Here is a 22,490-nt window from a genome sequence, read left to right on the forward strand (position 1 = left end):
TGCCTGGGCCAGGAGGTCCGGCAAGTGAAGGAGTCGTGGATCATGGGATTAGCCATTGGAATTGTAGGACTGCCGAATGTCGGGAAAAGCACGCTGTTCAACGCCATCACGCGGGCGGGCGCACTCGCCGCGAACTACCCGTTTGCGACCATCGAACCGAACGTCGGGCGGGTGACCGTACCGGACGAGCGCCTCGCTGCGCTGAGCCGGGTGTTCACGAAGGGCGAGCGGATACCACCGATCATTCCGACCTTCGTGGAGTTCGTGGACATCGCCGGGCTGGTGAAGGGGGCCAGCCAGGGCGAGGGCCTCGGCAACCAGTTCCTGGCGAACATTCGCGAGACGGACGCCATCGCACACGTGGTGCGCTGCTTCGAGGACGGCAACGTGATTCATGTGGCGAACCGCGTGGATCCCATCGACGACATCGAGACCATCAACACCGAACTGATCCTCGCGGATCTGGCGGGCCTCGAAAAGCGCGTGCAGGGCCTGAGCAAGAAGGCCAAGGGCGGCGACAAGGACGCGCGCGAGCAGCTGGAGCTGGCCGAGGCGATCCTGAAGGTGCTCGGCGAGGGCAAGCCCGCCCGCTCCGGCACCTACGACGCGCCCATTCCGAAGGACTTCGGGCTGATCACCATCAAGCCCGTGATCTACGTGGCGAACGTCGGTGAGGACGAACTGACCGGCGACAACGACCTTGTCATGAAGGTTCGGGAACTGGCCGCCGCCGAGGGAGCGAGCGTCGTGAAGATCAGCGCGCAGATCGAGGGCGAACTGGCCGAGATGCCCGAGGACGAGGCCCGCGCGTTCCTGACGGAACTGGGCGTGGAGGAAAGCGGCCTGGATCAGCTGGTGAAGGTCGGGTACGAGACGCTGGGCCTGATTACGTTCATCACGTCCGGCGAGAAGGAAGTCCGCGCGTGGACGATCCACCGGGGGGAGACCGCGCCCGAGGCGGCCGGCGAGATCCACAGCGATCTGCAACGCGGCTTCATCCGCGCCGAGGTCATCGAGTGGGAGAAGATGGTCGAGGCCGGCGGCTGGGCGGCTGCGAAGAGCAAGGGCTGGGTGCGCACCGAAGGCAAGGAGTACGTCATGAAGGACGGCGACATCATGAACGTGCTGCACAACATGTAGATGGCGCGAACCGTCCACCTGAGAACGCGCACCGCGGAATTCCAGCATCTGGAGACGCTGCGCCGCAGCCGCGAGAAACGGCACCGGCACGGCGAGTTCTTCGTGGAGGGCGTTCGCGCGATCACGCAGGCCGTGACGCTGGGCTGGCAGGTGCGGGCCTTCGCCCATTCCAGCGAGCGTCCTCTGTCGGCGTGGGCCGTGGACATGCTGCGCCGGGCCGACGCGGATCTGCACTACACCCTGCCGGACGACGGGATGGCGGAACTCAGCGAGCGCCACGAGCCGTCGGAACTGATCGCCGTGGTGCGGATGCCCGGCGATGATGCCCGGCGGCTCGACCCACCGGAGGGCGCGGGGCCGCTGCTGGTCGTCGCCTTCGACCGGCCCAGCTCGCCGGGCAACCTGGGCAGCCTGCTGCGCTCGGTGGATGCGCTGGGCGGCCACGGCGTGGTCATCGTGGGGCACGCGGTGGACGTGTACGACCCGGAGGTGATCCGGGCCTCCACCGGGTCGTTCTTCGCGGTGCCCGTGATCCGCGTGGCCAGCGTGGGGGAGCTGCTGGCGTGGCGGGCGGGCCTACATGAGCGCTGGGGCGATGTGCCCCTGGTCGGCACGGACGAGCACGCGCCGCTTGAGGTGAGTGGGCAGCCGCTGGACGGGCCGGTGATCCTGGCGCTGGGCAACGAGACGCACGGCCTAAGCCGGGCCTTCCTGGACGCCTGCTCTGCCACCGTGCGGATTCCCATGACGGGCACGGCGTCGTCCCTGAACGTCGCGGCGGCCGGGTCGATCCTGCTGTACGAGGCGGATCGCCAGCGACGCCTTCCGCGCTGAGCCGGATTCCGGCCGCGGTGGGCCGGGGGTACGCTATGTCCGGAGGCATCCAATGACCACAGCGGGAACGGACGTGGTGATCTCGGGGGCCGGGCCGACCGGCCTGATGCTGGCCCTGTGGCTGACGCGGCTGGGCGTGCGCGTCCGGGTGGCCGACCCGAAACCGGGGCCGGTGCAGGAAACGCGGGCGATCGCGGTGCAGGCGCGGACGCTGGAGTTCTACGACCAGCTCGGCATCGGTGAGGAGGCGATGGCGCGCGGGCGGCATTTCGCGGCGATCGGCCTGTTCGTGAACGGGCAACGCCGGGCGGCCGTGTCGCTGCGCGGCGTGGGGGATGATCTGACGCCGCACCCGTACCTGTACATCCTGACGCAGGATCAGAACGAGGAACTGCTGGTCGCGGCGCTCGCGCAGCTGGGCGTAGGGGTCGATTGGGAAACGGAAGTCATCGGCCTGACCCAGGACGACGCGGGCGTGAGCGTGACGCTGCGCCACGCCGGGCAGGACGAGGTGGTGCGGGCGACCTACGCCGCCGGATGCGACGGCGCGGGCAGCGTAGTGCGTCGGGCACTGGGGATTCCGCTGAGCGGCGGCACCTACAGCCAGAGGTTCTTCGTGGCGGATGTGGACGCGACCGGGGCCATCCGCGACGGCGACCTGAACCTGTCGCTCACCAGCCACCGGTTCCTGGCCTTCTTTCCCATGCCCGAGCCGAACCGGCACCGCGTGGTGGGTGAGTTCCCACCGGAGCTAGACGAGGGAGCGGGCTTCGAGGCCGTGCGGGCCCAGGTCGAGTCGGACGGTCTGGCCCGCGTCCAAAAGGTGCACTGGTTTGCCACGTACCGCGTGCACCACCGGGTCGCAGATCACTTCCAGCAGGGCCGGGCGTTCATCCTGGGGGACGCCGGGCACGTGCACACGCCGGTGGGCGGGCAGGGCATGAACACCGGGCTGGGCGACGCGTCGAACCTCGCATGGAAGCTCGCGCAGGGCGTGCGCGGGCGGCCGGCCGCCCTGGCCACCTACGAAGCGGAGCGGCGGCCCTTCGCGCTGTCGCTGGTGAACACGACGGATCGGGTGTTCACGACGGTCGTGAATCCGTCCCGGCTGGCCGCGTGGGTGCGGACGGTGGCCGTGCCGAACGTGCTGCCCCGCGTGATGCGCTTCCGGGCGGCCCGCCGCTTCCTGTTCCTGACCGTCTCGCAGACCCGCCTGCACTACCCGGACAGTCCCCTGAGCGAGGGCCAGGCCGGGCGGATCGGAGGCGGGAAGCGGCTGCCGTGGATACACGGGCCTGGAACCGACAATTTCGCCGCGCTGCGGAGCCTGTCATGGCAGGTGCACGTGTACGGCACGCCGGAGCCCGCGTTGCTGACGTGGTGCGGTGGTCGTGATCTGCCGCTGCACGTCTACCCGTGTGGCGTGTCGGCGCGACGGGCGGGCCTGGCCGAGGATGCCGTCTACCTCGTCCGGCCCGACGGGTACGTGGGCCTCGCGCAGCCAGTCTTCGACCGTGCGGCCCTGGAGGCCTACGCGGAGCGTTGGCTATAAAGGTTCTGCCTCCGGTTCAGTCGGCGGGCAGGGCGATCACGTCGGCCTCACTCACTTCCTCGGGCAGGTTGCGGCGCACCTCCCGCAGCGCGGAGTGGATGATCCCCAGCGCGAGGCTCATGGTGAGCATGCTGGAAAACCCGTAACTGACCAGCGGCAGCGGCACGCCCGTGACCGGGAAGTACCCGGCCGCGACAAGCAGGTTCACGACCGCCTGCCCCACGATCATGAACATCGTGCCCGTGGCGAGGATACTGGCGCCGTGGATCTCGGAGGTCATCGGGCGGATGCGCGCGGCGAGCTGCGAGGTTTCCAGGGCGGTCTGCATGATCAGCCAGTACGCGAACAGGATCATGGCGACGCCCAGCAGACCGGTCGTGAAGCCCACGGACGCGATCACCATGTCGGTGTGCGCGGCGAAATACGGGTAACGCAGGCCGTCCGGCCCCTGGCCCCACAGGCCCCCGAAGTTCAGATCCCGGTGCACCAGGCCGATCTGGTCGAGCCCCCGCTGCGCAGTCACGTCCCGGTTCACGTGCCCGAAGAAGCGCTCGGCGATGTAGGGGTGTTTTTCCAGGTACACGCCGGCGATCGGAATGGCCATCAGTCCCAGGGCCAGCATGAAGCCCGCGATGTTGCTGATCCGCACGCCCGCGCCGTACATCAGGATGATGCCCAGCCCGAAGGTCAGGACGCTGGTGCCGACATCCGGTTCCATGAAGACCAGGGCGGTCGTCACGACGATCATCAACGTGGCGCTGATCAGTTTGTGCTGCACGCCCCGCCGGCTGAAGAACGACGCGAGCATCAGCACCAGCCCCAGCTTGGCGAGTTCGGACGGCTGGAATTTGAGGGCCCCCAGATCGAGCCAGCGCTTGGTGCCGGGGCTGGTCTCGGTGCCCACCCCGATGAACAGCACCAGGATCAGCAGCAGCAGGGTGAACGCCCAGAAGGCCGGGCCGATCTTCAGGAACGCGCGGGGCCGCAGCCGGGCGACCACGAAGGTCAGGCCCAGGCTCAGCAGGGCCTTGGTGCCGTGGTCGACGATCAGGTCAGGGCGCGCGGCGGCGATACCGAGCAGGCCCAGCCCGAGCAGGAGAATCTGGGCGATCAGCAGTTGCAGGCTCATGCGGGGGTCTCCGTGGTGGCGTGGACGAGGGCCAGGGCCGCGCGGCGGAACGCGTCGCCGCGCGCCTTGTAGTCCCTGAACTGATCGAAGCTGGTGCCGATCGGCGCGAGCAGCACGGTGCCGTGGCCGGGCAGGGCATCGAGCCCGGCACGGGCGGCGCGCTGCATGGTGTCGTCGCCGTCCGCGCCCACGACAGTGGTGGAGGGCAGTCCCAGCCCGGCGGCGAGGGCGGGGCCGTCCTCCCCGAAGGCGATCACGCGGCTGACCCGGCCCTGCGCAGCTCGCCGCAGCGGTGCAAGGTCCGCGCCCTTGTCCCGGCCGCCGACCAGCCACGCGATGGGCGGCCTCGCCCGTTCCAGTGCGGCCTGCACAGCGATGGTGCGCGTGGCGATCGAATCCTCGACGAACTGGACATTCCCCACGCGGGCGACCGTCTCGAAGCGCCCGGACACCGGCTGGGCGGAGCGGAGGCCACCGGCCAGCACCTCCACCTCCACCGGGTGACCGAGGTGGCGCAGCAGCGCCTCGGTGGCGAGCAGGGCGGCGGCGGCATTCGCAGGATGAATGCCTTCGGGCAGCTCGGACAGGGGCAGCACCTCCGATCCGTCCACGAGGCGCAGGTGCACGGCCTCGAAGGGGCAGACCGTCGCGCGGGTGGGCACGTCCAGGCCGGCGGGCAGGACCAGCACATCGCCTGCCTCCTGCCCCGCCGTGATGTTCAATTTTGCGGCGTGGTAGGCGTCCACCGTCCGGTGCCGGTCGAGGTGATCCACGCCCAGGTTCGTGATGACCGCCACCGGCAGGCGCAGACCGGGCACACGTTCCAGCTGGAAACTGGAGAGTTCCACCACCGCGACCTCGGCGTGATCCACCACATCCAGCAGGGGCGGATCGATGTTCCCGCCCTCCAGCGCGTTCAGGCCGCAGACACGCAGCAGGTGCGCGATCAGCACGGTGGTGCTGCCCTTTCCGGCCGTGCCAGTCACGCCGATCATGGGCAGCGTGGGGCGCATCCGGGCCGCCAGGACGACCTCCCCGATCACCTCGGCCCCACTGGCGCGCAGTGTGTCCAGATCCGGATGGTCGATGGGCACGCCGGGAGCGGCGACCACCGTGGCGTAGGAGCGGGTCAGGTCACCGGGCGTCAGGCCCAGCGCCGTGGTCAGGGCCTCGTCGTCGGGACTCGGGCGCGCGTCGAGCCAGTCGGCGCGCACGCCCTGCGCGGCCAGGAAGCGCGCCACGCCCCGGCCACTGCGGCCCAGACCGTAGATCAGCACCGGTTCGGTGGGATTCACGCCCACACCATAAGCGAAATGCGGACGTCATGGTGAGGAACGACGCTGACGACAGTGTCCAGGGTCAGGGCGTGGCGTGCACCGGTTCAGCCGTGGAGGGTCAGCTGTCGCTCGATCCGGAGGAATCGCCCGAGTCCCCACCCCCGGTATCCTGGCCTCCATCCCAGGTTCCGCCGGAATCGTGGCTGCTACCGGGGTCATGGCGACCGTGGTGGTCATCACCGCCATATCTGTGTTCTTCGGAAGAACTGCCGCTCACCGCTGTCTCCGGCCAGGACGACCTGAATCCGTGCTGACCCCGGACGGAGCCCGGCGGGCCGTGCGGGAGGCCACCCGGAGGGCTGAACCGATCAGCACGGCGGCCACGATGAGCAGGACGATGGCGGCACCCATCAGCAAGACCGTCATGCCTGCGCTACGGCCCAGGCCAGTCGGAGGTTCCAGGACTCTCTACCGGCGGAAGGTCGCGGTCAGGGCATCAGGGCGACGGCCTCACCCACGACTCACTGCGGGAAGACCGGCAGCGCGACGTCCAGCCCGGCCTCCTCGCGCGCCCAGGTGGTGAAGGCATTCAGGGCGCGGCGGTACATGATGGGCCGCTTCTCGCGCTTGCCGAGCTTCCGGATCTTGCCGCTGGGGCCGGGTTCCGGAGCGGGTAACTCCGGTACGAGCGCCCAGTTCACGTTCATGGGCTGGAATCCCTTGGGGTTCGCGGTGGCGAGGTAGCGCACCAGGCCGCCCAGCATGCTCTCGGCAGGCGGCACCAGGGGTGCGTGGCCCAGGGCGAGGCGCGCCGCGTTCGTGCCGGCCAGCCAGCCGGTCGCGGCGGATTCCAAGTAGCCCTCCGTGCCCGCCAGGACGCCGGCCACGAACTTCTGCGGATCGGCACGCAGGCCCAGGGTGGCGTCCAGCACCTCCGGGGCGTTCAGGTAGGTGTTGCGGTGCATGACGCCGTAGCGGACGATCTCGGCGTTTTGCAGGCCGGGAATGAGTTGCACAACGGTTTTCTGGTCGCCCCACTTCAGGCCCGTCTGGAACCCGACCAGGGACCACAGGCGGCCCTCGCGGTCTTCCTGCCGGAGTTGCGCGACGGCGTAGGGCCAGCGGCCGGTGCGCGGGTCGTCGAGGCCCTTGGGGGACATGGGGCCGAAACGGGGGGTGTCTACGCCGCGCCGGGCGATCTCCTCGATGGGCATGCAACCCTCGAAGAATTCCAGCTTCTCCCAGTCGTGCGGGGTGTGCGCGCGGGCCTGTTCCAGCGCCGCGAAGAAGGCCAGGTACTCGTCCTTCGTGAACGGGCAGTTGACATAGTCAGCGCTCTGCTCGTAGCGCCCGGCCCGCCAGGCCACGCCGAAATCGATGCTGTCGGCGGCGATCACGGGGGCGGCGGCGTCGTAGAAGCTGAGGCGTTCGCTGCCGGTCAGGCGCGCGACATCGGCCGCCAGCGCGTCCGAGGTGAGAGGCCCGGAGGCGATCACGACGATGCCGTCGGGGACGGCCTGCACCTCCTCACCGCGCACCTCGATCAGCGGGTGCTCCCGCAGGGCCGTCGTGACGCGGGCGCTGAACTCGTCGCGTTCCACGGCCAGGGCGTTCCCGGCCGGAAGTTTCGAGGCGTCGGCCGCACCGACGATCAGGCCGCCCACGGAGCGCAGTTCGGACTGCAACAGGCCCTTGCTCTGCTGTTCGCCCTCGCCACCCAGGGAATTACTGCACACCAGTTCCGCGAAATTCCCGCTGCGGTGCGCGGGGGTCATTTTCACGGGGCGCATCTCGTACAGGCGCACGCGCACGCCCGCGCGGGCGGCGGCGAGGGCCGCTTCGGAACCGGCGAGACCGGCCCCGATGACAGTGATGGCGGGCGTGGCACGGGAATCAGGGGTGATGCTCATCAGTCCGTCAGTCTAGGCCCTGCCCGCGACCGGAAGTGTGGGCGTCAGCGTTCCGGCGTGCCGCCCAGCGCATTCTTTAGTCGGGAGAGCCACTCGTAGGCGAGGATACGTATTGCCCACAACCGGTCGCCCGGCAACGGCAGGGTCGAGTCGAAGCGCACCTCGCGGGCGGGCACGGACACGACGTCCAGGCCGTTCGCGCGGAACAGTCCGGCAGCGCGGCGCGAATGGCTGGGGGTGGTGACCAGCAGCATGCGCTTCCAGCCGCGTGCGCTGGCGTAGGCGCGCACGCGGGCCGCCTCGTCCTTGGTGGTCGTCACGTTCGCCAGGGTCAGTACTGCCGGCCCGCCCTGCGGGTACAGGGCCGTGATCTGCGCGCGTTCCAGGGCGCTCATCTTCGGGCAGTCGGCCGGGCCGATCAGTCCCGACTGCTCGGAGACGGTCATGACAGGCGCGTATCCGGCCCGCCACAGTTCCAGGCCACGTTCCAGGCGCGTCATGCTGGACGCCTCCAGGACGGCGGAACCGCATTGCACGCCTCCGCCCAGCACCACGATCACGTCGGCCCGCACGGGGGCCTGCGCCAGGGTCAGGGCGGCCAGCGGCGCGCGCAGCACCGGGGTCAGGAGGCAGGCGGCCAGCAGGGCGGCGATCACGCCCGAAGTCCACAGGAGCGCACAGCGAGTCCATGTGAAGGCACCGGCCACAGTACACACCAGCAGCAGGGCCAGCAGCGCGGGCACACCCGCGCGCACCTCTCCCAGGAAGGCGGCCAGGACACCCAGGGCCGAGCCCACCGCCGCGCCGGTCAGGATGCCGCGCCATGGGCTGCTCCGGCGCTCCAGGGGAAGCGACGTCGAGGAGAATGGGGGACGCAGACTCATGCCGTTCACAGTGTAGGGGGCAGGTGCCACCCCTATACTCCCCGCGTGACGCGCCGACCTCGCTGGCCCCTGGCCCTGCTCCTCGTGCTGCTGGCCGCCCTGGCCGCCTTCGGCCTGCTCGCCCGGGGACGCGCTGCGCCGACCGAGGGCAGCGCGGAGGTGACTTTCGTGCGCGGCATGATCCAGCACCACGCGCAGGCGGTGGACATGGCGACCCGCATCCGCGACCGCAGCAAGAACCGCACGCTGCGGTCGCTGGCGCTGGACATCATCCTGTCGCAGCAGGAGCAGATCGGGCAGATGCGCGGCTGGCTGACCCTGTGGAACCGTCCGTGGGCTGGGGCCGGGATGGACGCCGAGCACGCCCGCCTGATGGGCATGGCCACGCCGGCCGAGGTCACGAGCCTAGACACCATGCCCGTGAACACTGCCGAGGTGACCTTCCTGCAACTCATGCGCCGGCACCACCAGGGCGCGCTGGCGATGGTACGGCCGGTGCTCGACCATCCGGCCCGCCCGGAAGTGCAGGCGCTGGCCCGGCAGATCAACGCCACGCAGTCCGCCGAGATCCGGCTGATGGATCAGCTGCTTGCCCAGAGAGGTGCTGCTCCCCTGCCCGATCCTGGTGGGATGCCGGGGATGCCCGGCATGGACATGGGCGGCGCGGGAACGAAGTCTACCACGCCGCCCTGAGTGGCCTTCCTACACTTCGTCGTCGAGGTCGCTCGCGCGGCTGGCGCGGCGGGCACGCTTGCGCTCCTCCTTGCCCGCCTTGCGCTTCGGGCGGGGTGGCAGGGTCAGGTCGTAGAGCCGATCCGGACGGCACGGGGCCGGGTACTCGCCCAGGGTGTCGCCAGGGTCAGCGTCGCGGATATTCCCGGCGAGGTGCAGGTGACGCTCGCCGCAATACGGGCATTCGTCCACCACCCAGAACATCACGCGGGTACCGGGCATATCGCGCAGGGAGACGAACGCGGTGCGCGGCACATTCCGGTCTTTCTTGCCCATAGGCGCCGAGGCTACTGCGCGCGTGAACCGGCGTTTGTGTCCCGCGTTCTCGTGTCCGCAAACATCTCCCGCTGCCTGCCCGTCACCCAGCCTTCCTCAGACGTCCTCGTCTCCGTCGCGCATGTACGTGACCACCGAGCGGCAGTGGGTGAGACCCGCATGCGTGTACAGGGCGCGGGCCGGGCGCATGTGGTCGTGCGCCCGGACACGCAGGGAGCGCAGTTCGGGCTGCGTCTGCGCCTCGGCGGCGGCCAGCGCCAGCAGCAGTTGCCCGTACCGCTGCCCACGCTCGGCGGGATGCACGGCCAGGTACGTCACATCGGCCCGGCCCGCGTCCGGTGCGAACTCCAGTTCGGCGAAGCCCACGGCGTGCGTGCCGCGCATCAGGGCCAGCAGGCGCACGTCATCGCGGGCGAAATGGGCGTCGTACTCCTCGGGCGTCCAGTCCAGCCGGTTCGCCCAGGTGTCCTCGCTCTCGCGGTACAGGGCGCGGTATTCCGCGATGGGCAGCGTCCGGCGCAGCGTATGGCCCGACGGCAGTGCCGCCCGCCGGGCGAGCGGGGCCAGCGGCGCACTGTAGAAGTCCGTGGTGTGCATGGGCGCGAACCCGGCAGCTTCGAGCGCGTCCCGCACGCCCTGGTTGTCCCGCGCGCAGAAGGCGTAGACGGGCAGGCCCTGCGCGCCCTGCACCGCGCGGCTGACCAGGGCGCGCAGGTTTCCGCCGTCTCCAACCGGGCCTTCGAGCACCAGTCCATCCCGGAACGGCGACAGGGCGCAGTAGGCCCGCACGCCGTCTCCAGCGTCGTCCTCCATGACCAGGCAGCGGCTGTCCTCGCATTCCAGAATCAGTTCGGTCGGATCGCGGGCGTCCGGGGCGAACACCTCGCGTTCCGGGGCGTCGTCCATCCAGTGCAGCAGGGCCAGCAGGTCGGCGGCGTCGGTGGACTGCATGGGGCGGATCATGGCGGGAACCTCCGGAACAGGGCGGGGACGTGGGACGTTCGCTCCACAGCGTAGACGCCCCGGCGGGCGTTGTCTGCCGTGCGCTTCACGCCCGTGGCTGGCCCGGCGTGCTATCGTGCACGCATGCCCTGAACAGGGTACGCCGCCTGCCTCCCACCGAACACGAAGCCGTGTTTGAGGGGATTTTTTCGTTTTGGGCGTGCTGCATGGGGCGTGCCAGGACGAAAAAGGGCAGGAGCCTGACCGGAGGTGCCGCCGTGACGAAACAGTCCAGCAAACCGGGGAGAGCCGCCCCACCTGCCCGCGCCCGCAGCGGCGAGCCGCCCGCCGCGCCGCTGGCCGCCGGCCAGACCGGCAACGATCTGTTGGCGCTGCGTGCCCAGCTGGCCCGCGCGGAAAAGGCGGCCCGCCGCACCCCCACCCCCGCTCCAGTCCGCGCCGCCCGTCCTGCGCCGGTCGCTCCTCAGCGCGAGGCGGAACTCGTCGGTGTCCTGACCGACGAATTCTCGCTGCACCGCGCGCACGCCAAGCTGCGCGACGCCGTGTACGACGGCCGCTATCATCTGTGCCCACACGCCATCGGGCACGCGCGGGCCGAGGGCTTCCTGGAGCACGACATCATGAATGTCCTGCTGTCCGGGCGGGTGCGGGCCGTGTATCCGGACGACCACCGCTGGCTGGTCTGCGGCCGATACGAGGCGTGCGGCGTGAGCGTGCCCCTGAATGTAGTCGTGCAGCACCACCGGGACGGGCACATCGACATCGTCACCGCCTTTGTGCCCAAGCACCCGCACCATGTGATCAGCCGCGCCCGGCTGGCCGTCATGCTCCGCTACGACGACCAGACCATCCGCGCCCACACGAGTGCCCCGACCGCGCGGGCCGGACAACGCGGACGGGGCCGCTGGAAGAGGTGACGTCCTGACGGACGGCGCGTGGGCACAGTCGTGCGGCCCACGCGCCTGCTAGCCTGCCCCGCGTGACGCGTACCGGGCTTGCCGACACCATCGCCGCCATTGCCACCGCGCCGGGCAGCGCCGGGGTGGGCATCGTGCGCGTCAGCGGCCCCCGGGCGCTGGAGGTCGCGGACGGCGTGTTCCGGGGCAAGCGACGGCCCTCACGGACGAGGGGAGGCCGCTTTCTGTTCGGCGCGCTGGTCGCGCAGAGCGGTGAGGTGCTGGATGAGGGCCTGTGCCTGATCTTCCGCGAGGGCCGCAGCTACACCGGCGAGGACGTGGCCGAGTTCCAGACGCACGGCAGCCCGGCGGTGCTGGCGACAGTGCTGGCGCGGACGCTGGAACTCGGAGCGCGGCTGGCCCGTCCGGGCGAATTCACCCTGCGCGCGTACCTGGCCGGGCGGCTCGATCTGGCGCAGGCGGAGGCCGTGCTGGGGCTGGTCGAGGCGCACACGGACGCGGCGCGGCGGCAGGCGACCCTGGGCCTCTCGGGCGCGCTGGGCGCGCGGGTGGCCCGCATCGGCGCGCACCTGACCCGCACGCTGGCGGCGCTCCAGGCCATGCTGGATTACCCGGACGAAGGGGTGCCCGAGGAAGACCGTGAGGTGCCCCTGGCTGCGGCCACCGAGGATCTCCGCGCGCTGGTGGGCACGGCCCGCGCCGGTCAGGTCGCCACGCGCGGCGCGCGGCTGGCGCTGGTGGGTCGCCCGAACGCCGGGAAGAGTAGCCTGCTGAATGCGCTGGTCGGGTACGAGCGCTCGATCGTCACGCCGATTCCCGGCACCACGCGCGATTACCTGGAGGCCGGCGTGGAACTGGCCGGCGTGCCGGTCACGCTGGTCGATACGGCGGGCATCCGCGAGACGGGCGACGAGGTCGAGGCCGCGGGCGTCCGGCAGGCCCTGAGTCTGGCGGGCGGAGCGGACCTCGTGCTGGCCCTGGAGGACGGCTCGCTGCCACGCGAGGTGCTGCCTGTGGCGCTCCCGCCCGCCGCCCGCGTGATCCGGGTGCGGACGAAGGCCGACCTGCCGCCCGTCTGGACGGACACGGACGCCCTGGACGTGAGCGCCGTCACGGGCGCGGGCCTCCATGCACTGCGGGACGCGATGGGCGCGGCGCTGCTGGGAGACACGTCCCGCAGCGAGGCGTGGCTCACGACCGAGCGGCAGGCCGATGCCGCCCGGCGCGCGCTGGCGCACGTGGAGGCCGCCGGAACCCTGCCAGATGACCTCGCGAGCTACGAACTGGAGGAGGCCCTGCGCTGCCTGTCGGAACTGACCGGCCGGGACGTGCAGGAGGACGTGATCGATGCCGTCTTCATGAACTTCTGCGTCGGCAAATAGCGCAGCGGCCGACTCCATCCGGAACCGGCCACCGCAGCGGGCACGCCCCGGTTACTTGTTCTTCGACAGGCGTTCGAGCACCAGCCGGCTGACGGTCTTGAGCGTCTCGAACACGCCGGCGCCCTTGTCGGACATGGCCTCGAACATCAGGAGTTCCTTGCCGGGATCGATCACCGACCGGATCATGTCGGCGGGCAGAGCGTTGGGCAAGTCGCGTTTGTTGATCTGCAACACGATCGGCACTTCCTTGACGTCGATGCCGTGCTCAGCGAGGTTCTCGCGCAGGTTGCGCATGCTCTCGGCGTTGGCGCGCAGGCGATCCGGGGCGCTGTCGGCGACGAACACGATGCCGTCCACGCCGCGCAGGATCAGCTTGCGGCTGGCGTTGTAGAAGACCTGGCCGGGCACGGTGTACAGGTGGAAGCGGGTCTTGAAGCCCTGCACGGTGCCCAGGTCGAGCGGCAGGAAGTCGAAGAACAGCGTGCGTTCGTCCTCGGTCGCCAGGGACACCATGTCGCCGCGCAGGTGGCCGGGCACGCGGGAGAAGACGTGCTTGAGGTTGGTGGTCTTGCCGCTCATGCCCGGACCGTAATACACGATCTTGCAGTTGATTTCCCGGGCCGCGAAGTTGATGGTGCTCATGACGGGGTCTCCTGTGACGGGCCTTGTGACAGAGGGAGGCGCGGGGTGGGCATCAGCCGAGCAGGTCGTCGAGCAGGGCGTTCACGCCCCGGTTGAAGTCCTCCCCGAGCTGCACGGTGGGCGCGTCCTTGAGCTCTTCGAGGATCGCGGCGATCTGCGCGACGGTCTTCTTCGCGTAGACCTTCACCTTGCCGAGCGGCACGCTCGAGTCGAAGATCAGGGTCAGCAGGGTGTCGTCCCCGACGGATTCCACGTACAGCGTGCCGTTCTCGCCCTGGTGGATCTGTTCGCTGAAGGTGCGTTCGCCCAGCAGGTTCGCGAGGGCGGCGGTGGCGGCAGCATTGCTGGCGACCAGCGTGGCCACCGAGTCCAGGGCGGGCGGCCGGGGAGCCCAGAGGGCCTCTTTGTGCGACAGCACGAAGCCCTTGCGGTCGACCAGCAGGCCGTAGCGCACGCCGGTGGTGTCGAGGAGATCCTGAAGCTGCTGATCCACGCGCTCGTAGGCGTCGCCGTACAGCTCAAGTGAGGGTTCGATCATACAGAGGCCAGCATAGGGCACGGACTCGCACACAAGCCTGACGGCGGGGGGGGCGCGGCGTGAATTCCCTCCGGTACGCGGCCCTGTGCGCGGCGGGCACGTGGACGGCGTTCATGATCGCGTCAGGAGCGGAAGGTACACTCGCCCGCGTGAACTTCAGGCGCAGGATGTGGACGTGGTCGGTCGCGGCGGGGCTGGGACTGCTGGGCACGGCGCTGGCCCGGCCGGTGGCCATTGGCGGCTTCATGCAGAGTTCCAGCGGCGACACGCGCGTGATCGGGAACGTGGAGCTGATCCCCGTGTCGGCCCTGCCGCGGCTGGGCGTGGCCGTGCGGAACGACCCGCAGGATCTACGGCTGGTGCTGGGCGCGCGCGAACTGCGGTTCTCGCCGGTGAGTGGCTGGAAGGCGCTGGGCTTCACGCTGGCAGCGCCGCTGGCCTTGCCCCAGGTGCAGGAGGGGAACCTGCTCGTGCCGCTGTCGGCCCTGACCGGGCTGGGCGTGGTGATCCTGGCCGACACGCCGAACCTGCTGGATTTCGCCGCACCCGCCATGGTGCCCGCCGCGACCCTGCCGCCCTCGTCCACGGCCGCCACCCCGGCGCCCGCCGCTCAGGCGCCAGCACCTCCCGCCACGCCCAGACCGGCCGTACCGGCGGCCACGCCGCCCGCCACCACGACGATCGTATCGCCCCCAGCGGCCGTGGTTCCGGTACCGGTGGCGACTCCTCCTGTCGCGGCTCCGACGACACCGACACCGGCCGTGCCGGCCAGCATCGAACTCCAGCCGGTGCCCATGCCGGCCATGACGGCTCCCCCGCTGGTGCCGGGCGTGGCGGTCACGCCGCCGCCCGTCTCGACGCGGGCCCTGGCGAACCTGGACACGGTGCGGGTCAGCCGCAGCATGTACCGCACCGTGGAGGTGCAGCGTGTGGTGCTGGAATTCAGCGACGTGGCCCCCTACAGCGTGGGCCGGGAGACCGCCGCCCTGAGCCTGCAACTGCCGGGCGTGACCGCCCAGGCCCAGACCCAGGCCCTGCCGTCCGGGGACACGCTGGCCATCCAGTCGACCCCGGTGGGCAGCGCCGTGCGGCTGGATACGGCGGGCGGGAAAAGCTCCATCTTCACGCTCGACAACCCCTATCGGATCGTGGTGGATACCGTGACCTACACGGATTCCAGCGTGCCCCCACCCCTGAATCCGTCGGCCCTGCCAGATGGCGTGACGTATACGCAGCGGGGCGGGCTGCACCTGCTGAGCTTCGACCCGGACCGGTTCCAGCCGCGCGTGGTCAGTGCGCCGGTGGGCCGCGCGGTGGGCGTCGCCGATCTGGTGCGCGGCGTGGGCGGCGTGGCCGGAGTCAACGGCGGGTACTTCGATCCGGCCAGCAACCTCCCGGTGGATCTGGTGGCGCTGGGCGGCGTGATGACCTCCGGCAGCCTGGAGAAACGCGGCACCGTGGGCTTCACCGCGCAGGGCCAGCCGATGTTCGGGTACCCGCGCCCGCGCTACGTGCTGGGCGGCGCGTTCGGGACGGTCACCGTGAATGCGGTGCGCGCCAAGGCTGACCCGGCCCTGCTGACCGCCTTCGTGGGCGACGGCCATTCCAGCGTGGGCGGCACCGGGTTCCTGACCCTCCAGATCGCGCCGGGAGCGGCCGTGGTCGCGCGGGCCGACGGCGGCGCGGTGGTACCCCCGGCGGGCACGCTGGCCTTCTCCTTCGACCCGCTGCGCTTCCCGCAACTGCCGCATACGGCGGGCGACGCCCTGACCGTCACGCTCAACTGGCAGGCCAGCGACGCTCCATGGAACACGGCCCTGGACGCTCTGGGGGCGGGGCCGCTGCTGGTCGCGGGCGGACGGGTGGTGCTCGACGCGGCGCGCGAGGGGTTCAACACGGCGGCGAGCATCTGGCGGCCCACGCGGCAGGTGGGATTCGGCGTCATGGGAGGGCGACCCGTCATCGCGTTCCTGGAGTACGGCACCCCGGACGACTTCGCCTCGGCCCTGGCCGCCGCGGGCGTGCAGGTGGCCGTGCGACTGGACAGCGGCAGCAGCGCCACCGCGTATCTCACGGGCGGGTATGGCGGGCTGGGCGGCTACCTGAACACCGTGTGGAGCCGGGCTGTGCCCAATGCCATCGTGTTCGTGCCGCGAACCCCCAACGCGATCAAGTAGAGTCCGCTCCCCGGTGGCCTGGACGGAAATCGTCCGGCGTCTGGGCGCAGGTTCCGATTCCGGCTGTACCCCCGTCCCCCCGCCCCCATCCGGGCGGCCCGGCGCGCAATTGCGTACGGCGCGCCCGGCGGTCACTGCGGTCGAATGCGGTCAGGATGCAACGCTCACTCTCCGCACTGTTCCTGTTGCTGCTCAGCGCCTGCGGCACCGTCACCTCGCCGGTTCCTACCGTGGGTGCTGGTCGGGTCACGGCGGCCACGCCGTCCACGGCCTTTGCCCAGCGGGTCTTCGACCTGACGAACGCCGCGCGGGCCGAGGCGCGTCAATGCGGCAGCACCTCGTACGCCGCGACGGGGCCTCTCACGTACAACGGGAAACTCGAAGTGTCCGCCCAGGCCCATGCCGACGATATGGCCGCGCAGAACTACTTCAGCCACACCAGTCTGGATGGCCGCACCTTCGACCAGCGCATCACGGCGACCGGCTACACCTGGGCGGTCGTGGCCGAGAACATCGCCGCCGGACAGGTCACGCCGGAGGAAGTCGTGCAGGCGTGGCTGAACAGTGAAGGTCACTGCGCAGACATCATGGCCCCGGATCTCAGGGAAATCGGGATCGCGTACACAGCGGCCAGCAGCGGCAAGTACAGCACCTACTGGGTACAGGACTTCGGCACGTCCAAATAAGCACAAGACAATGGGGTGGGAGCGAGAGAAGGTTCGCTCCCACCCTGATTCACCTTGATCAGCCCTCGAAGAGTGACCGGTACGCCGCGTATCCCTCGGCCTCCAGCTTGTCGGCCGGAACGAAGCGCAGCGCCGCCGAATTGATGCAGTAGCGCAGCCCGCCCTGGTCGCGCGGGCCGTCCGGGAAGACGTGCCCCAGGTGCGAGTCGGCCATGGACGAACGCACCTCGGTGCGGGCGTACCCGACCTTGTAATCGGTGTTCTCCGTCAGGGTCTGCTTCTCGATGGGCCGGGTGAAGCTGGGCCAGCCGCATCCGGCGTCGTACTTGTCCTTGCTGCTGAACAGCGGCTCGCCCGACACGATGTCGACGTAGATGCCGTCCCCGGTCTGATCCCAGTATTCGCCCGTGAAGGCCCGCTCGGTGCCCTCATGCTGCGTCACCTGGTACTGGATGGGGCTCAGGCGCTCACGCAATTCCGTGTCGCTGGGCTTGACGAAGGCCGGCTTGGGATCGGTGGTGGTCATGATGGGAGTGTAGGCGGCGGGGCGACAAGCAACCGTGGCGGGCGCCGCTTCACGCTCCCTTCGGGCTCAGGCCATATGAAGGCGGGCACCGGCCTTGATCGGCGGGTGCCCGTGTCGGCGGCCTTAGCGGCAGGTCAGTCGGCCGCTTCGCCCTTGGCGTACTGAAGACGGTGCAGTCTGGCGTAGTAGCCGCCCTTGTCGAGCAGTTCGCGGTGGCTACCCTGTTCGACGATCCGGCCCTTGCGCATGACCACGATCCGGTCGCAGTGCTCGATGGTGCTCAGACGGTGCGCGATGATGATGCTGGTGCGGCCCAGCATGACCTTCTCCAGCGCGTGCTGGATACGGATTTCCGTCTCGGTGTCGACATTGGCGGTGGCCTCGTCGAGTACCAGCAGGATGTCCGGGTTCTGGATCAGGGCGCGGGCGAAGGCCAGCAGTTGCTTCTGCCCGGTGGACAGCGTGGCCCCGCGTTCGCGAACCTCGGTCTGGTAGCCGTCGTCCAGGGACAGGATGTACTCGTGCACACCCACGTACTTGCACGCCTCCACGACCCGCTCGTGGGAGATGTCCGGGTTGTTCAGGGTGAGGTTGCCCTCAATGGTGCCGGCGAACAGGAACACATCCTGCAACACCACGCCTACGTGGCGGCGCAGATCGTGCTGGGCGAGGTCGCGGACGTCATGTCCATCGACCTTCACGCCGCCCCGCTGCACGTCGTAGAAGCGCGAGACCAGGGCGGTGACGCTGGTCTTGCCCGCGCCGGTCGCGCCCACCAGGGCCACGCTCTCGCCCGGCTGGATGTGCAGGTCGAGGCCGCGCAGAATCCAGCGGTCGTCCGTGTCGGGCGTCTCGTCGGTCACGCTGTCGTCGTAGGCAAACCACACGTTGTCGAAGTCCACGCGGCCCGCGAAGTGCTCCAGACGCTGGGCCGCGGGCTTGTCGGTGATTTCCTCGGGGGTGTCGAGCACGCCGAAGATCCGCTCGGCGCTGGCCATGGCCGCCTGCAGGGTGTTGAACACGTCGCTGAGATCCTGGATCGGCTGGAAAAGCTGCTGCGTCCACTGCACGAAGGCGAACAGCGTGCCGACTGTCACGGCTGCGCCCAGTCCGGTGCCCACGGCGGCCGGGCCGAGGATTTCACGCGCGGTGAAGTACAGCACGAGCGCCACGGCGACCTGACCGAGCACGGCCACGACCGGCATGAACAGCGAGAACCATTTCACACTGGTCTCGTTGGCGGTCAGCAGGGCGCGGTTCGACTGGTCGAAGTTCAGGGCGCTGCGGCGCTGGCGGCCGAACAGCTGCACGGTGAGCATCCCGGTGATGTTCTCGTTGAGCTTGGTGTTCACGATCGCCTGCTGGATGCGGGTGTCGCGGTACGCGAGGCGCATCTTGCCCCGGAAGTAGTTCGTGGCGAAGTACAGCACGGGCAGCACCGTGAACGCAATCAACGAGAGCCGCCAGTCGATGGTCAGCATGACGACCATGTACACGATGATCAGGAACGAACTCGTGATCAGCGAGATCAGGCCGCCGGTGATGAACTGGTTGATGGCGTCCACATCGCTGGTCACGCGGGTGATCAGGCGGCCGACCGGGTTCTGGTCGAAGAACGCCAGTTGCAACCGCTGGAGCTTGGCGAACACGTCGGCACGGATGTCGCGCAGGATGTTCTGCCCCAGGTACCCGATGGCCAGCGTGGAGAAGTACGTGACCGCAAAGGCCACGGCCTGCAGGGCGATGTACCCCAGCGACGCGACCAGCAGCAGGCGGTAGAGCGGCTCGGGATTCTGCGCGGGGTTGCTGGCGAAGGGTTGCAGAGCGTGGTCGATGGCGTAGCGTTGCAGCAGGGTCGGGAGCGGCTGGATGGCCGCCGTGACCAGGGCCAGCAGCACCCCAGTGACCGCCAGGCCCCGGTAGGGTTTCAGGTAGCCCAGGATGCGCCGGGTGAGGTGAGCATCGAAGCTCTTGGAGTAGGCGTCGTCGGGCTGGGTCATGACTTCACCTTCTGAGATGTGGTGGGCCGGGGGACTTCCAGGCGGTCGGCGGCCAACTCGGGATCGGCCACCGCGTCATCGTCGTCGTCGAGGTCGCTGGCGAGGCGCTGCAGGCGTTCCAGTTCGGCGTAGTGCCCGCCGAGCGCAATCAGCTCATCGTGGCTGCCCTGCTCGGTCACGCGGCCCTGTTCAAGGATCACGATGTGGTCGGCGTGGCGCAGGGTGCTCACGCGGTGGGCGATCAGGATCACGGTGCGGCCCGCGCTGACCTCCCGCAGGCCGTCCAGGATGCGCCGCTCGGTCTCGGTGTCCACCGCCGAGAGGCTGTCGTCGAGGATCAGGATGCTCGGTTCGCGCACGATGGCGCGGGCAATCGCGGTGCGCTGCCGCTGGCCGCCCGAGAGGGTCACGCCGCGTTCACCCAGCATGGTCTCGTAGCCCAGCGGGAAGCCTTCGATGTCGCCGTCCAGGCCAGCCAGCCGCGCGGCGTTCCTCACGCGGGCCGGATCCGGGTGCTGCGGCACGTCCGGCGTGGCGGCCAGGCCTACCACGCTCACGCCCGTGGGCACGATGGGCAGCTCCTGCGACTCGATGCCGAACCCGATGTTGTTGGCGATGGTGTCGCTGAACAGGAAGGGCTCCTGCGGCACCACGCTGATGTGCTCGCGCAGGCGGGCCAGCGGAACGAAGCGGAGGTCGGTGCCGTCGATCCTGACCACGCCGCTGGTCGGGTCGATGGCCCGCGTGATCAGCTGGGTCAGCAGGGTCTTGCCGCTGCCGGTCGGGCCGGTCACGCCCACGAAGGTGCCCGCCGGGATGTTCAGGCTCACGTCGTCCAGCACGGTGGTATTGCCGTACTTCAGGCTCACGTGGTCGAAGGCCACGTCGCCCCGGATGGTGCGGATGGTGGGATCGGTGCGGCCGGGCGTGTCGTGGATCTGCGCGCCCGCGTCCAGCAGTTCACGCAGCCGCAGCCACGAGGCCAGGCCACGCTGCGTGACGCCGGTGATCCAGCCGATCATCATCATCGGGAAGGTCAGGCGGCCGACCGTGATCAGGAACTGCACCAGCATGCCCACCGTGAACCCGGCGGTGGCACCGGCAGCGTTCCCCGAGTACAGGATCAGGCGGCCGCCGACCAGCAGGATCAGCCCGAAGGCCACGCCGATCAGCAGCGTGGTGAACGACCGCAGCGGGCCGTCCACCTTCGTCAGGGCGATGTTGCGGCGCAGCAGCTCCAGGTTCATCTCGCGGTATGTGGCGATCTCGCGGTCTTCGATGGCGTAGCCCTTGACCACGCGCGCCCCACTGAAGTTCTCCTGCGCCATGGCCGCGATCAGGGAGTTCTGCTCCTGCGCAGCCTTGTGGCGCACGTTGATCTGCCGGGCCAGGTACGACAGGATGCCCACGATCACGGGAATCAGCGCGATCACGATCAGCGTGAGCTGCCAGCTCAGGCTGAACATGACCGCGAAGGCCGTGACGAAGCCCGACACGATGTTTACGATCTGCCACGCGCCGAAGCCCAGCATTTCGCGCACCGCGCCCAGATCGCCGGTCAGGCGGTTCATCAGGTCGCCGGTGCGGGCGCGGTCGTAGTAGTACTTGTCGAGCGTCTGGAGGTGCGCGAAGATGTCGCGCCTGACCTCGTACTCGCTCTGGCGGGACGCGACCACGATCATGCGGCGCATCAACAGCGTGAAACCACCAGCGATCAAGGCCGCCACCACGATGCCCAGCGCGTACAGCCCGGCGCGGGCCAGGGTCAGGCCGGGAGTCGCCGGGTCAGTGTCGATCTGCCCGGTCAGACCATCGATCGTCCAGCGGATGAAATAGGCGGGCAGCAGGTTCACGGCGTTGGCCACGGCAATGGCCACCAGACCGATCACGTACTGCCGCTTGTGCATCATCAAATATGGCCACAGCGTGCGCAAACTCTCCAAAGGAAACCTCGTTCTGGGCGGAAATTCGGGGGTGACCCGCGCCCGTGCGGGGCAAGCATACGCCCACCTGCCGACCTTGAAATGCGCGTAATGGCGCATGTGGCCGCCTTCTTAAGGAACGATTGACACCCTCCTGGGCCGGTGCTACTATTCCCAGCCGGAAGTGAACGCGCCAAGCGGGCGCTTCCGCGCTCAGGGCACCCAACGCCCGGTCGTTTTTCAGGGAAGGTGCCACCCTAGCTCAACTGGTAGAGCACCCGACTTGTAATCGGAAGGTTGGGAGTTCGATTCTCCTGGGTGGCTCCAAGAACGCTGGACGTCGGTGTGGGTAGGTGGCCGAGTGGTTAAAGGCGACAGACTGTAAATCTGTTCACGTACGTGTACGGCGGTTCGAATCCGCCCCTGCCCACCACATCTCTCCGTCCTTGTTTCGCGGGAATAGCTCAGTTGGTAGAGCGTCAGCTTCCCAAGCTGAATGTCGCGAGTTCAAGTCTCGTTTCCCGCTTTTTTCCCGCTTCTGTAGCTCAGTGGTAGAGCACTCCCTTGGTAAGGGAGAGGTCGTCAGTTCAATCCTGACCAGAAGCTCCACACCCGGCGCGGCTTGCAGATCCTGCAGGCCGCGCTTTCTTCACCGTCCCGGATGTGCGGCGCATTGGAGCAGCTGCCCTTTGCGTTTCCCAGGGGGACGAGTAAACTGGCAAGGCTTGTCCGGAATTCCGGACAGATCCATTTCAGGAGGAACCCATCATGGCGAAAGGAACGTTCGAGCGCACGAAGCCCCACGTGAACGTGGGCACCATCGGTCACGTCGACCACGGCAAGACCACCCTCACCGCGGCCATCACCTTCACCGCCGCCGCCGCCGACCCCACCATCGAAACCATGGACTACAGCCAGATCGACAAGGCCCCCGAAGAAAAGGCCCGCGGCATCACCATCAACACCGCCCACGTCGAATACCAGACCCCCACCCGGCACTACT

At 69.2% G+C, this 22,490-nt stretch carries 21 protein-coding genes and 4 tRNA genes; 13 read left to right on the forward strand and 12 right to left on the reverse strand.

Going from position 1 to position 22,490, the window contains the following annotated elements; all coding sequences use genetic code 11:
* Positions 1-42 precede the first annotated feature (42 nt).
* From ychF to E7T09_RS07130, 3 genes are read left to right on the forward strand one after another with little or no spacing between them, the layout of a single operon-like run.
* Entirely contained in the window at positions 43-1,140 is a 1,098-nt protein-coding gene (gene ychF, locus E7T09_RS07120) for a redox-regulated ATPase YchF (protein ID WP_136388375.1), read from the forward strand.
* Positions 1,141-1,974: an RNA methyltransferase gene (locus tag E7T09_RS07125; RefSeq protein WP_136388376.1), complete on the forward strand. Its 834-nt coding sequence runs from the start codon at positions 1,141-1,143 to the stop codon at positions 1,972-1,974. It begins immediately after the preceding gene.
* A 52-nt stretch (positions 1,975-2,026) separates the two neighbouring features.
* Complete coding sequence (locus E7T09_RS07130; protein WP_136388377.1) at positions 2,027-3,526, forward strand: FAD-dependent monooxygenase; 1,500 nt, start codon at positions 2,027-2,029, stop codon at positions 3,524-3,526.
* 16 nt (positions 3,527-3,542) lie between these two features.
* Here E7T09_RS07130 and E7T09_RS07135 read toward each other — a convergent pair whose 3' ends face one another.
* From E7T09_RS07135 to E7T09_RS07150, 5 genes are all read right to left on the reverse strand, one after another.
* Positions 3,543-4,655, reverse strand: coding sequence for an FtsW/RodA/SpoVE family cell cycle protein (locus tag E7T09_RS07135; RefSeq protein WP_136388378.1), 1,113 nt, complete (start codon positions 4,653-4,655; stop codon positions 3,543-3,545).
* Positions 4,652-5,950 (reverse strand): UDP-N-acetylmuramoyl-L-alanine--D-glutamate ligase, encoded by a 1,299-nt coding sequence (murD, locus tag E7T09_RS07140; RefSeq protein WP_240741654.1) that lies wholly within the window; start codon positions 5,948-5,950, stop codon positions 4,652-4,654. Before murD ends, E7T09_RS07135 begins: the two co-directional genes overlap by 4 nt.
* A 255-nt stretch (positions 5,951-6,205) precedes the next feature.
* Positions 6,206-6,358 carry a hypothetical protein gene (locus E7T09_RS21860; protein ID WP_168734724.1) on the reverse strand — a complete coding sequence of 51 codons (153 nt, stop codon included), beginning with the start codon at positions 6,356-6,358 and terminating at the stop codon, positions 6,206-6,208.
* A gap of 95 nt (positions 6,359-6,453) precedes the next feature.
* Positions 6,454-7,842 carry a methylenetetrahydrofolate--tRNA-(uracil(54)-C(5))-methyltransferase (FADH(2)-oxidizing) TrmFO gene (trmFO, locus tag E7T09_RS07145; protein WP_136388379.1) on the reverse strand — a complete coding sequence of 463 codons (1,389 nt, stop codon included), beginning with the start codon at positions 7,840-7,842 and terminating at the stop codon, positions 6,454-6,456.
* A gap of 44 nt (positions 7,843-7,886) precedes the next feature.
* Positions 7,887-8,726: a YdcF family protein gene (locus E7T09_RS07150; RefSeq protein ID WP_136388380.1), complete on the reverse strand. Its 840-nt coding sequence runs from the start codon at positions 8,724-8,726 to the stop codon at positions 7,887-7,889.
* 45 nt (positions 8,727-8,771) lie between these two features.
* On the opposite strand from E7T09_RS07150, the gene E7T09_RS07155 reads away from it, so the two are divergent.
* The gene (locus E7T09_RS07155) at positions 8,772-9,419 is read left to right on the forward strand and encodes a DUF305 domain-containing protein (RefSeq protein ID WP_136388381.1); all 648 of its coding nucleotides are present in this window, start codon (positions 8,772-8,774) and stop codon (positions 9,417-9,419) included.
* Positions 9,420-9,428: 9 nt separating this feature from the next.
* Here the strand turns inward: E7T09_RS07155 and E7T09_RS07160 are convergent, their stop codons facing one another.
* Positions 9,429-9,734 carry a hypothetical protein gene (locus tag E7T09_RS07160; RefSeq protein WP_136388382.1) on the reverse strand — a complete coding sequence of 102 codons (306 nt, stop codon included), beginning with the start codon at positions 9,732-9,734 and terminating at the stop codon, positions 9,429-9,431.
* A 96-nt stretch (positions 9,735-9,830) separates the two neighbouring features.
* Positions 9,831-10,697, reverse strand: a complete 867-nt coding sequence (locus tag E7T09_RS07165) for a GNAT family N-acetyltransferase (RefSeq protein ID WP_136388383.1) — start codon at positions 10,695-10,697, stop codon at positions 9,831-9,833.
* Positions 10,698-10,954: 257 nt separating this feature from the next.
* Here E7T09_RS07165 and E7T09_RS07170 point away from each other — a divergent pair, with 257 nt between their 5' ends.
* Together E7T09_RS07170 and mnmE are read left to right on the forward strand one after the other, a co-directional pair.
* Positions 10,955-11,614, forward strand: a complete 660-nt coding sequence (locus tag E7T09_RS07170) for a DUF4258 domain-containing protein (RefSeq protein WP_370293751.1) — start codon at positions 10,955-10,957, stop codon at positions 11,612-11,614.
* 62 nt (positions 11,615-11,676) lie between these two features.
* Positions 11,677-12,996: a tRNA uridine-5-carboxymethylaminomethyl(34) synthesis GTPase MnmE gene (gene mnmE, locus E7T09_RS07175; protein ID WP_136388384.1), complete on the forward strand. Its 1,320-nt coding sequence runs from the start codon at positions 11,677-11,679 to the stop codon at positions 12,994-12,996.
* A 51-nt stretch (positions 12,997-13,047) separates the two neighbouring features.
* Here the strand turns inward: mnmE and E7T09_RS07180 are convergent, their stop codons facing one another.
* Together E7T09_RS07180 and E7T09_RS07185 are read right to left on the reverse strand one after the other, a co-directional pair.
* A complete protein-coding gene (locus tag E7T09_RS07180; protein WP_136388385.1) occupies positions 13,048-13,638 on the reverse strand; it encodes an ATP/GTP-binding protein in 591 nt (196 codons plus the stop codon).
* A gap of 52 nt (positions 13,639-13,690) precedes the next feature.
* On the reverse strand, positions 13,691-14,176 hold the full coding sequence (locus E7T09_RS07185; RefSeq protein ID WP_136388386.1) for a roadblock/LC7 domain-containing protein: 486 nt from the start codon (positions 14,174-14,176) through the stop codon (positions 13,691-13,693).
* A gap of 59 nt (positions 14,177-14,235) precedes the next feature.
* On the opposite strand from E7T09_RS07185, the gene E7T09_RS07190 reads away from it, so the two are divergent.
* Positions 14,236-16,353: a phosphodiester glycosidase family protein gene (locus E7T09_RS07190; RefSeq protein ID WP_370293753.1), complete on the forward strand. Its 2,118-nt coding sequence runs from the start codon at positions 14,236-14,238 to the stop codon at positions 16,351-16,353.
* A gap of 155 nt (positions 16,354-16,508) precedes the next feature.
* Positions 16,509-17,039, forward strand: a complete 531-nt coding sequence (locus tag E7T09_RS07195) for a CAP domain-containing protein (RefSeq protein ID WP_136388387.1) — start codon at positions 16,509-16,511, stop codon at positions 17,037-17,039.
* Between the two features lie 58 nt (positions 17,040-17,097).
* Here E7T09_RS07195 and msrB read toward each other — a convergent pair whose 3' ends face one another.
* From msrB to E7T09_RS07210, 3 genes are all read right to left on the reverse strand, one after another.
* Complete coding sequence (gene msrB, locus E7T09_RS07200; RefSeq protein WP_136388388.1) at positions 17,098-17,565, reverse strand: peptide-methionine (R)-S-oxide reductase MsrB; 468 nt, start codon at positions 17,563-17,565, stop codon at positions 17,098-17,100.
* A 134-nt stretch (positions 17,566-17,699) separates the two neighbouring features.
* On the reverse strand, positions 17,700-19,565 hold the full coding sequence (locus tag E7T09_RS07205) for an ABC transporter ATP-binding protein (RefSeq protein WP_136388389.1): 1,866 nt from the start codon (positions 19,563-19,565) through the stop codon (positions 17,700-17,702).
* Complete coding sequence (locus tag E7T09_RS07210) at positions 19,562-21,472, reverse strand: ABC transporter ATP-binding protein (protein WP_136388530.1); 1,911 nt, start codon at positions 21,470-21,472, stop codon at positions 19,562-19,564. The genes E7T09_RS07205 and E7T09_RS07210 overlap by 4 nt, the downstream gene beginning before the upstream one ends.
* Before the next feature lie 266 nt (positions 21,473-21,738).
* On the opposite strand from E7T09_RS07210, the gene E7T09_RS07215 reads away from it, so the two are divergent.
* From E7T09_RS07215 to E7T09_RS07235, 5 genes are all read left to right on the forward strand, one after another.
* A tRNA-Thr gene (locus E7T09_RS07215) sits at positions 21,739-21,814 on the forward strand.
* A 20-nt stretch (positions 21,815-21,834) separates the two neighbouring features.
* A tRNA-Tyr gene (locus E7T09_RS07220) sits at positions 21,835-21,920 on the forward strand.
* A gap of 20 nt (positions 21,921-21,940) precedes the next feature.
* Positions 21,941-22,013, forward strand: a tRNA-Gly gene (locus E7T09_RS07225).
* Between the two features lie 8 nt (positions 22,014-22,021).
* Positions 22,022-22,096, forward strand: a tRNA-Thr gene (locus tag E7T09_RS07230).
* 159 nt (positions 22,097-22,255) lie between these two features.
* Positions 22,256-22,490, forward strand: a 235-nt coding sequence (locus E7T09_RS07235; RefSeq protein ID WP_240741655.1) for a GTP-binding protein, incomplete at its 3' end; no start/stop codon positions are given.

It is taken from the genome of Deinococcus sp. KSM4-11 (genome assembly GCF_004801415.1).
GTDB lineage: Bacteria > Deinococcota > Deinococci > Deinococcales > Deinococcaceae > Deinococcus.